Annotated in this window: 7 protein-coding genes, 2 rRNA genes and 1 pseudogene; all 10 read left to right on the forward strand. The window is 47.4% G+C overall.

Features of this window, described 5'->3' with window-relative positions:
- Nucleotides 1-42 precede the first annotated feature (42 nt).
- Nucleotides 43-159: ribosomal RNA gene (rrf, locus tag Pmgp_RS18370) — 5S ribosomal RNA — on the forward strand.
- A gap of 65 nt (nt 160-224) precedes the next feature.
- Nucleotides 225-341, forward strand: a 5S ribosomal RNA gene (gene rrf, locus Pmgp_RS18375).
- Nucleotides 342-649: 308 nt separating this feature from the next.
- Nucleotides 650-1,834, forward strand: a complete 1,185-nt coding sequence (locus tag Pmgp_RS18380) for an acyl-CoA dehydrogenase family protein (RefSeq protein WP_134216014.1) — start codon at nt 650-652, stop codon at nt 1,832-1,834.
- Nucleotides 1,835-2,003: 169 nt separating this feature from the next.
- The gene (locus Pmgp_RS18385) at nt 2,004-2,534 is read left to right on the forward strand and encodes a hypothetical protein (RefSeq protein WP_134216016.1); all 531 of its coding nucleotides are present in this window, start codon (nt 2,004-2,006) and stop codon (nt 2,532-2,534) included.
- A gap of 63 nt (nt 2,535-2,597) precedes the next feature.
- Entirely contained in the window at nt 2,598-3,209 is a 612-nt protein-coding gene (locus tag Pmgp_RS18390; protein ID WP_134216018.1) for a nitroreductase family protein, read from the forward strand.
- A 295-nt stretch (nt 3,210-3,504) separates the two neighbouring features.
- Nucleotides 3,505-4,788, forward strand: coding sequence for an FAD-dependent oxidoreductase (locus Pmgp_RS18395; protein ID WP_134216020.1), 1,284 nt, complete (start codon nt 3,505-3,507; stop codon nt 4,786-4,788).
- A complete protein-coding gene (locus tag Pmgp_RS18400; protein WP_134216022.1) occupies nt 4,785-5,087 on the forward strand; it encodes a ferredoxin family protein in 303 nt (100 codons plus the stop codon). The genes Pmgp_RS18395 and Pmgp_RS18400 overlap by 4 nt, the downstream gene beginning before the upstream one ends.
- A gap of 56 nt (nt 5,088-5,143) precedes the next feature.
- The gene (locus Pmgp_RS18405) at nt 5,144-6,277 is read left to right on the forward strand and encodes an acyl-CoA dehydrogenase family protein (protein WP_134216024.1); all 1,134 of its coding nucleotides are present in this window, start codon (nt 5,144-5,146) and stop codon (nt 6,275-6,277) included.
- A gap of 178 nt (nt 6,278-6,455) precedes the next feature.
- Entirely contained in the window at nt 6,456-8,129 is a 1,674-nt protein-coding gene (fadK, locus tag Pmgp_RS18410) for a medium-chain fatty-acid--CoA ligase (protein ID WP_205078101.1), read from the forward strand.
- A 36-nt stretch (nt 8,130-8,165) separates the two neighbouring features.
- Nucleotides 8,166-8,319, forward strand: a pseudogene (locus Pmgp_RS20430) (sulfide/dihydroorotate dehydrogenase-like FAD/NAD-binding protein); the annotation flags it as partial.

The raw sequence follows: 8,319 nt of genomic DNA on the forward strand, positions 1-8,319 counted from the left end.
TATGCTGTTCAGTTTTGAAGGAATATTAAAGGAATATAACTTTCTAGTGGTGATAGCGAAGAGGGTACACCCGTTCCCATCCCGAACACGGCAGTTAAGCTCTTCAGCGCCGATGGTACTTGGGACGTTGGTCCCTGGGAGAGTAGGACGCCGCTAGATTAATTTTAAGCCTCATGGAGAAAACACCATGAGGTTTGTTTTTATATTTTTTCTGACGACCGACGTCTGACGACCGACGACCGAATTGGTACACCCGTTCCCATCCCGAACACGGCAGTTAAGCCCTCCTGAGCGATGGTACTTGGGACGCTGGTCCCTGGGAGAGTAGGTCGCTGCTAGATCAATTTTAAAGCCTCATGGTATAACAACCGTGAGGCTTTTGTTTTGGAAGCAAAAAGAACGTCCCCTTGCTTCAAAAAGAACGTCCCCTTGCTTCACTTGCTTCAATACCACACCACTAAATCCCTCTTTGCCGCAGCCAACTTTACCTGGTAGCTATGTATCACAAAAAGAAATCATAGACGCCTTCTATTAATAGTGCACAAAAGTGCGATCGTTACCAATTTGTATTTGAAAAATCGGGTACTTATAATTTAGTTAATAGGGGAAATAGAGGCGATTAAATTTCAAAAACATAAGGAGGAGAATAATGAGCAAGTTAACTAAGGAAGAATTCGAAGCTTATTTGAAGCAGATCCGTGAACTCGCGGAGGGGCCCTTTGATGCGATGCAGAAAGATATCGAGGTTACCAATAAGTTCCCCGAGGAGTTCTATCAACTGGGCATCAAAAACAACCTGTACCGTTGCTCCCTTCCCGAGGAGTACGGCGGGTGGGGACTTTCCGAGCTGGAGATCCTGAAGATTCAGGAAGAATTCAGCCGCGGCCCCGGCGGAATGCGTATGCACTTGCACTACGCCATGGATTTGAACTGGCGCCCCCTGTACGACTACGGTTCTGAAGAGCTCAAGGCGGAGTTAATGCCTGGATTCCAGGACAGGTCAGTCTTCACCTGCTGGGCTGTCACCGAGGAAAAAGGCGGAACTGGCGCCGATATTCAAACCAGAGCGGTAAAAGACGGCGACGATTACATCATTAACGGGGAAAAGTTTTTAATCTCCCACACTGACTGCTGTAACTATGCTTATATTACCTGCGTTACCAACCCTGATGCCGATAAGGACCACCGCCTCTCCACCTTCATGGTTCCCTGCGACACCCCGGGCTACGAAGTTACTCCCATGCCTCACATGATGGGCTGCCGTGGTTCAGGACATACCGGCTTAAAGTTTACCAACATGAGAGTCAACAAGAAGTATTTATTAGGCAAAGAAGGCCAGGGCCTTGAAATTGCTATTCACTCCCTGTCTGTTTCACGTGTTCATATTGCCGCCAGTAACCTGGGCATGGCTCAGCGGATGCTGGAGATGAGCCTTAAGCGCGCCCATGACCGTGTTACCTTTGGCAAACCCATCATTGAACGCCAGGCTATCAGAATGAAACTTGCCGACATGGCTACTCACATCCATGCCCTGCGCACCATGGTTTATGACTTTGCTAAGGACTACGAAAAGGACCCCAAGGGAGAATACATCGAAGAAAAAGCGGCTATGTGCAAACTGTTCAGTATCAACACTGTTAAATTAGTCAGCGATGAGATGCTGGAGATTTTCGGTGGAATCGGCTACTTCGAAGATTGCGAATATGGTCCGACTGAGCGCCTGTACCGCGACTGCCGCGCCATGTTCTTAGAGGAAGGTACTCCCACTGTTCAGCGCATCACCATTTCCCGCCAGACTATAAAACACGGTGGCGTCTTACAGTATAACGATTAATCCTGAGTGTATGGACTGCAAGAGGGTCACCGGTTCCAAGCCGGTGCCCCTCTTTTTAAAATAAAGTATAGAAGTGAAAGCTTATGTGGCCTTTGTTGCAGGATGAAACGAGCTTCATAAAGCGTAAGAAGCGGTTTCAGAATTCAAAACGTACTGTGAGGTCTGGAATTTGGCAGAGCAGGAATTTGGACCGCTAAGAAGCAGGGAAGCCAGAAAACCGTGGCCGGAATGCCCCGATATCGTAATCTACCGCTGTGGTCATTGCGGCAGGCTCTACCAGGGGTTGGGCTACAGCATGCCGGCTCAAGCGCCTGCCTGCTGCGGCTCGCCCATGGAACAGCTGAAGCCGCTGCGTCTGGAAGACGTGTCGCCTGAGATCACTGTGGATTACCAAATTGTCGGCGGTTACAACCAGAATGCGGTGCAGGTATTCTGGGAAGCGAAACAGCCGGAGGACAGTCCAGAATGGATTCTGCTTAAAACTTTTACCGGGAGTTACATCAAGTATGTCACTGCAAAGAAGCGGCCGCCCGTGGTATTCGCTTTGGCGGACGAGGACGCTTATGTGTATTGCGACAATAGCCCCTGTCTACAGTGTATCTTTCGTTGCAAGAGAGGTTTTATGATTTATTTATATATTAAAACAAAGGGGCTGTTGGAAATTCCCTTAGAAAAGATGTCATCCTACTGGCAGTCCTAGATGGGGGATGTAGACAATTAATTTATATTAAACAAGATCTATAAAAATGAAAGAGGGGATTAAATGGATATAAATGCGCTGATTAGAGAGAGGCGCAGCATACGAAAGTACCAGGACAGGGATGTGCCGCAAAGTGTACTTGCAAAGATATTGGAGGATGCCATGTGGGCGCCGTCGGCGATCAACAGACAGAATTGGCAAATACTAGTTGTAAAGGGTGAGCAAAAAGAAAAGCTTGTAGATATCATTGCTAATGTCAACAAATATTATAAACCTCTCCTCGAGAAGATGTTTCCGGAGAAAATTGCCAACATCACCCTGCAGTATTTCAGGAACATGGGCGGTGCGCCAGTTGTTTTACTGGTCTACGTACCGAAGATACCTGTTGAGATTCGCCCGGACATGAGCAGCATGGTCAGATTCCACTCGGAACATGATAGAGTGATCAGCTTTATCAGTGCTGCGGCGCTTATACAAAATATCCTTCTTCTGGCTGCGGCCCAGGGGTTGGGTACCTGTTGGATGACTGCTCCAAAGTATGTGGAGGATCAAATAAACGATTTGATGGGAATAGATGACTTAGAACTAGTATCAGCCATACCAATTGGCTACCCGGACCAAAAACCGCCAGCTCCGCCCAGGAAGGGTAACAAAATACGCTGGATCGGGTTTTAAAGGAGCAGCGAAGGAACCATTCTGGTATAGGTGGAGGGATATTCCTTGGTCATACAGACGTTGTTCATTTTTTGACCTTATGGTTACGAGCCGTGAGGTTTTTGTTTTATGAAACAACTTATAGAACCTGTCTATAAAAATGATTAGAATACCAAAATAATACGAATTAGACGCATAAATTAAGATCTATTATAATTCGACACAAAGGAGATAAATGCGGATAGACAGGGTCTAATTAAATGTTTATAAATACGAGAATAAAGGTTTATAAGATTATTACAAGGGAGTAATTGTTATGTCAGATGAAAAATTTCAGGTCATCATAATCGGCGCGGGAGTAGCCGGTTCAGCCGCAGCCTACCGCCTGGCGAAAGCAGGGCGGGAAGTGCTGGTAGTTGAAAAAGGCAGGGCTCCGGGAGCTAAAAATATGACCGGTGGACGTCTTTACACTTACGCTCTTGAAGAATTAATGCCCGGAGAATGGGCGGACGCGCCGCTTGAGCGTGAAGTGACCAGAGAAATCATGATGATGATGACACCTGAAGACTGTGTTTCGATCGACTCAACTTTCGGGTCTCTGGAACAGCAATCTTACACGGTATTAAGGGCTAAACTGGATGCCTGGCTGGCTGAAAAAGCCGAAGAGGCGGGGGCCATGATTATACCGGGCAGCACTGTTGACGGCTTAATCTTCAAAGATGGAAAAGTAGCTGGTATTAAAACTGGGGATGAGGAGCTTGAAGCCGATCTGGTGATTAGCGCCGAGGGTGTAAACGCCACCGTCGCGGAACGGTCAGGGCTGATCAGGCCGGTCAACTTGAAGGATATTGCGGTCGGTGTAAAGCATGTGATTAAACTGTCTGAGGAAATAATCAACGAAAGGTTCAACACGGTCAGCGGCAAAGGCGCGGCTGTATTGTGTGTCGGTGATTGCAACAGGGGCATCAGCGGCGGCGCTTTCCTCTACACGAATAAAGAAAGCATTTCACTGGGACTTGTTGTGGACTCGCAAAGCTGGAAAAATTCTAAATTGCCGCTGGCGGATGTGGCTGAATCGCTCAAACAACACCCGGCTTTAGCAAGGTATATTGAAGGTGGAGAACTGGTTGAATATTCCGCCCACCTCATTCCCGAGGGGGGATTTAACTCACTGCCACAGCTGTGTGCGGACGGGTTTCTGCTGGCCGGGGACGCGGCAGGGTTTGTTGTAAACAGAGGCTTTACAGTACGCGGTATGGACTACGCTATTCTGTCAGGGATAGCGGCCGCTGAGGCAGCCAACGAAGCCATTGAAGCCGGAGTTTATACCAAGAGTGCCCTGAAAAGCTACGAAAACAAACTTCAGCAAAGAGTTTTGAAGGATCTTGGAGTATTCAAAAAATCACATGACTACATCGCTCACTCGCGCCACCTGTATACAACTTATCCCAGGCTTGCGGCAGACCTGATGAAAAACATTTATAACGTTGACGGCAGTCCGGCGAAATTGGTCACCGGCCTCGTCAAACAGTCAATATCCGGCAAGATATCTTATTTTGATGTGTTCAAAGATATGCTTAAAGGAGGCAGGTCACTATGAAAAGATTATCAATGGATGACCGCTTAGCCAAGAACCGTTTTGACAGCGATGATCACAACTCACATATTTTAGTTGATAAAGAAGCCTGCAGGAGCTGTGGGCACCGGGCTTGCACCTATTGCTGCCCGGCGGAGCGTTACAAGTGGGATACCATCAACGATAAGCTGAGTTTTGATCACGTGGGTTGTCTGGAATGCGGTAACTGCCGCCTCATTTGTGAGCGGTTGAATCAGGGTGCTGAAGGTTATTCCTGGAATTATCCAGGGCAAGGCATCGGAATAATTTTCAGAGAAGGCTAAAAATGCGGATTTTTTAAAAAATTAAAACAAAAAAATATAACTGGAGGAGTAGGATTATGGGACACATTCTAACAGAACAGCAGAAAGAATTAAAAGAACTGGTAAGGAGTTTTGCGGTTAACGAAGTAAAGCCTCACATAAAAGAGCTTGACGAGAAGGGTGAATTCCCGATGGAACTTCTCAAGCAAGCTTTTGAAATGGGCTTGCACTGCCTGGAGATTCCTGAGGAATACGGCGGCTCAGGTTTGGATTACCAGACAACCGCGGTAATTTTTGAAGAGTTGGCCAAGGTTGACGCAGGTTTTGCCATCTCACTGGTAACCACATTCGTAGCCCTGAGGTCAGTGATTATGGCCGGCAACGATGCTCAGAAAAAACTATTTGCTGACATTATCATACCGGGAGCATTTGGAGCTTTCTGTTTAACAGAGCCCAACGCGGGATCGGACGCAGGCTCAATCAGGGCTACCGCGGTCAGAGACGGAGATGAATATGTAATTAACGGCAGCAAGTGCTTTATTACTAACGGTAGTGTTGCTGATGTATTCGTTGTGTTTGCCTCCACCGACAGGAGCAAGGGTGTCAAAGGTTTGTCAGCGTTTATAGTTGAAAGAAGCCGCGAGGGCATCTCCGTAGGGAAACACGAAGACAAAATGGGGCTTAGACTGTCAAATACCTGCGATGTGGCTTTTTCAGACGTTAGAGTTCCGGTGAGCCACCGGCTTGGCGAAGAAGGTACAGGTTTTACCACGGCTATGAATACTTTAAACATCTCAAGGGCTTTTGTCGGCACGCTGGCTGTCGGTATTTGCCAGGCTGCTATTGATGAATGTGTTAAATATGCCAAAGAGAGAGTTCAATTCGGCAAACCGATTATAGAGTTTCAGGCTGTTCAAATGATTCTGGCCGATATGGAAATACAAACCGAAGCAGCCCGCCAGCTGGTTCACCACTCAATGGTTCTAATGGACCAAGGAAAGCCGGTAGTAAAAGAAGGCTCAATTACTAAATGCTTCTGCGGTGACACAGTAGTGCGGGTAACTACAGACGCTGTCCAGATTTTTGGCGGATACGGCGTCAGCAAAGAATATCCGGTAGAGAAGCTCATGAGAGATTCAAAAGTGTTCCAGATATTTGAAGGGACAAATCAGATTCAAAGACTGGTAATTGCCAAAGAATTAGCCAAGTAATTTATTGAGATAAATAACAAACAAATAATTAGTTTATGAGCTTTGCTTAAGAAAGCAAAACCCAAGCGCGGGAGACAGCCTTGTTGTCAATAAATACTTAAGGGGCCGTTTAAGCCCCTTAAGTACCTCCAGCAATTATATGAGTTTAGAATACCTGCTGGATGATGGAGGGATAACTGTGAATACCCTGGCTGAGGGTACTGATAGAATATCTTTGGGGATTAAACTAAATGAAAGCCGCAAGCTGGAATACCGCCGGAAAGGCTACTGGGGTGACGCTACCCTGGCCGATTACTGGCAGATGGCGGTGCTGAGCGCTCCCGAAAAGACAGCGGTGATAGATCTGCAGGGAACATGCTATACTTATGCGGAACTTGATGACGCCGCCGGCAGGGTGGCAGCTTTTTTGAAAGACGCAGGGGTGGCGCCTGGCGATTTTGTTTCTTTTCAATTGCCCGGCTGGGCTGAATTTACTGTAATTTATGTGGCTTGCCTGAAGGCAGGGGCGGTCGCCAATCCGGTTAATCCTGGTTTTCGTGCTGAGGAATTATCATATACCCTGAACAAGTGTGAAACTAAAGTATTTTTTATCCCATCTCATTTTAGACATTTTGACTATCCTGCCATGATTACCTCACTGGCGCCAAAGATTCCCACCCTGAGAAAAGTGGTTGTAGTTGAAAAAGAAAAGAAAGTTGATGAAGGCATTTCTTTATGTAAAGTTATAAAGGAATATTTTCCGCTGGCAGGCAACCGTTCACGCAGTGCAGACGATCTGGCAGCGGTTCTGTTTACTTCCGGAACAGAGGGTTTTCCGAAGGGCGTTATGTTAACCCACAATAACATTATTGCCAGTGAAAAGGCTCTGGCTGCGGCGCTGAATTTCACTTACCTCGATGTAATGTTAATGCCGGCTCCGGTAGCCCACGCCATCGGTTTTCACCATGGGGTGACCGCGCCGTTTATGTTAGGCGCCAAAAGTGTCCTGCAGGACATGTTTAAGCCGGACATTACCCTGGGGCTGATTGAACGGGAAAAATGCACCTGCAGTATGGGCGCCACACCATATGTTTACGATATATTGCGGACATTACGAACTAAGAGATACGACATCTCTTCACTCCGCTTCTTTTTGTGCGGAGGGGCGCCTATACCCAGGCATATGGTAAAAGAGTCCCTGGATGCCGGCATTAAAGTTATGGGGGTCTATGGCTCCACCGAGAGTGTTCCGCATACTGCCGTGCGAATAGATGATCCTTTTGAAAGAATAGTCAGCACTGATGGTGTGGCAGTACCCAGTGTGGAAGTGAAGGTGGTCGATGAGGCGCGCCGGCAGGCGCCGGCGGGTGTTCAGGGAGAGGAAGCTTCCCGCGGGCCGACTGTGTTTGTGGGCTACCTCAAGGAACCTGCATTGACTGACAGTGTCCTGGATGATCAAGGGTGGTACTACAGCGGCGACCTGTGCACCATGGATGATAACGGCTACATCAGGATTAACGGCAGAAAGAAAGACATTATCATCCGCGGTGGCGAGAATATAAGCAGTACCGAAGTAGAAAACATCTTACTCCAACATCCGAATGTCCGTGAGGCTGGTGTGGTGGCTATGCCTGACCAGAGGTTGGGCGAGAGGGCTTGCGCCTATGTGGTGCTCAACAATCCTGAACAGAAGTTTACTATGGAAGAAATGAGAGCCTTTTTTGATAAAAAGGATGTGGCCAAGTGCAAATATCCTGAACGCTTGGAAATTGTTGATAGTCTGCCGCGGACTGCTTCGGGCAAAATAAAAAAAGTCTTGCTGCGCCAGGATATTAAAGAAAAACTTAAAAAAGAACGTGAAAAAGCAAGTTGACCAGCAAAATGTTTAAATAACTATTAGCAAGAGGAGATGGTTAAAACGTACAGGATTTTAAGAAAAGAAGTCCTGGCCCCCACCCTGAACCTGTTTGAAATAGAGGCGCCGCTGGTGGCCAAAAAAGCCAGGGCAGGGCAGTTTGTAATCCTGCGCCTGAACGAGTCAGGCGAGCGGATTCCCCTGACCA

The organism is Pelotomaculum propionicicum (assembly GCF_004369225.1).
GTDB lineage: Bacteria > Bacillota > Desulfotomaculia > Desulfotomaculales > Pelotomaculaceae > Pelotomaculum_B > Pelotomaculum_B propionicicum.

Coding starts and splice junctions, on each gene's coding strand:
- Pmgp_RS18380 (WP_134216014.1), top strand. CDS start 650: ATGAGCAAGTTAACTAAGGAAGAATTCGAAGCTTATTTGAAGCAGATC.
- Pmgp_RS18390 (WP_134216018.1), top strand. CDS start 2,598: ATGGATATAAATGCGCTGATTAGAGAGAGGCGCAGCATACGAAAGTAC.
- Pmgp_RS18395 (WP_134216020.1), top strand. CDS start 3,505: ATGTCAGATGAAAAATTTCAGGTCATCATAATCGGCGCGGGAGTAGCC.
- Pmgp_RS18400 (WP_134216022.1), top strand. CDS start 4,785: ATGAAAAGATTATCAATGGATGACCGCTTAGCCAAGAACCGTTTTGAC.
- Pmgp_RS18405 (WP_134216024.1), top strand. CDS start 5,144: ATGGGACACATTCTAACAGAACAGCAGAAAGAATTAAAAGAACTGGTA.